Here is a 1,699-nt window from a genome sequence, read left to right as displayed (position 1 = left end):
ACCGCTCTTCCGATCTCGGCTGTAACCAAAATAGTCGTTGCCAATGTTGCGTCCACCTAGAATCATCCATTGATGGTCGACGTTGAAATACTTCTCGTGTAGACGATTGTCCAAACGTTGTTGATGAGTAGAGAAGTTGACGGCGCGACCAATCCAACCTGATCTACGTGAATCAAACGGATTGAATAAACGGATTTGAATGTTGTCGTGAGCACTGAGATCAGCAAGCCATTTCTCGTTAAACACTAATAAATCATCGAGAGTGAGTCGAACTTGCACGCCTCGATCTGCTGCTTGTTTGAGTTCACTTAATAACATCAAACCAAGCGTGTCACTCTCCCAAGAAAAGTAAGTCATATCGATGCTTTGCTGAGCATTTCTTACCAGTTCTACGCGACGAGCAAAGGCTTCTGGGGCGCTAGGAATTAAGTAAACATCGGCTTGATGCGGAGTAGTTTGCCAATTAGCTTCAAAATCCGGTTCAACTTCAGGGTAAGGCTGGGCACAGCCGACTAATAGCGCGCTGAAGGTAAAGATCAGCAGAGCACGAAGGGCGTTAGGAAACATGAGTAAACCTTCCTAATTAAGTTCAAAGAAATACAGATGAAAAAAGCCAGCGAACTGGCTTTTAGATATCAAGTTACATGTGGCTGAGAATCAGTCCGAGTTCCTCGAGACCGTTGAGACGGCCTTGGCGAAGTTTTGGATCGATGCCTGAGTGATTGGCATTGTCCCAGTCTTGTGTAGATTGAATACCGCCATCGTTATCGATCAGCAATACTCGATCGGTCGAGGTGTTGTATTGAAAGTCCTCAAATAAACGCTCACTAAACCACATGCGAGAGAGTTCGTTCATCATTGCTTTGTCTTTGCTACCTGGTCGAACACTCGAGCCGTCAAGCTTTAATGCTTTATTAAACACAAATGGTAATTCAGAGGCATCGCAGGCGCCCACAATACAGCTGATGCTGTTGAGCAAGTCACCCACGTCTAAATCGCCGTTTTCACCTGTGGTGTCATAAGTCCAAACATTGAAGCCTGGCTTGTAGTCAAAGTAGTAGAAGCTTGGTGTCGCGCCTGTTGCTTCTTCACGTGAGACCTTATAACGATTTGGACCCGTGAAGAGCAAATCATGCAATGCGGTTTTGAATTGCTGCATGTTTTTGGCTGCAACATCCAGTTCGTTTTCATCGTTAGGGAAGAAGTCAGCCAAAGCGAGTAACTCAGCTGTCGAATCAGAGTTCCCTAAACCAAAGAACAATTTGGTCATCGCTTCATAAGCGCTACTCGGCAGTCGCTCTAACAAGTCAGACAGGTCAAGATCAATCGACGCAGAGTCGTTAAGTAAAGCCCGATATTCCGTGCGCAAGCGGCTCACATTCGTTTCCGACTCTAGCCACTCTCCCATGTATTCGACGATTAAGGTTTCGTCGCCACTTTCGATGATGTCTGACGCTTCTTGGCTCAACATTTCAAGGATAGTTGGGATCAAAAACGTCAGGCTCGGCAGCATGCCCAGCGTGTTGCTTTCTGCGCTGTTTGAGCCAATCACAGTCGGTACTATCCACTCACTCTCAATAGCTTGTTCAGTAAAGTGATGGCCTGGTACTTCTTCCACTAGCAACGCTGGTGGGCGGTGCTCAATGTACGGCGCAAAAGGCATCAACGTGGCTAAAGGGCTGTTGTCTCGTGTCGGGCT

General features: G+C 46.8%; 1 protein-coding gene and 1 pseudogene. Both read right to left on the bottom strand.

The genetic code is table 11. The annotated features are described in order from the left end of the window. Positions 1–567 (bottom strand): phospholipase D-like domain-containing protein (locus tag ACP45E_RS22150; RefSeq protein ID WP_241824378.1); only part of this gene is annotated, 567 nt, incomplete at its 3' end. 73 nt (positions 568–640) lie between these two features. Continuing rightward, positions 641–1,699 (bottom strand): annotated as a pseudogene (locus ACP45E_RS22145) (carboxylesterase family protein); the annotation flags it as partial.

It is taken from the genome of Vibrio genomosp. F10 str. 9ZD137 (assembly GCF_049974785.1).
Classification (GTDB): domain Bacteria; phylum Pseudomonadota; class Gammaproteobacteria; order Enterobacterales; family Vibrionaceae; genus Vibrio.
Note: the sequence above shows the minus strand (reverse complement) of the source record. Positions and strands in the feature narration are given on the sequence as shown.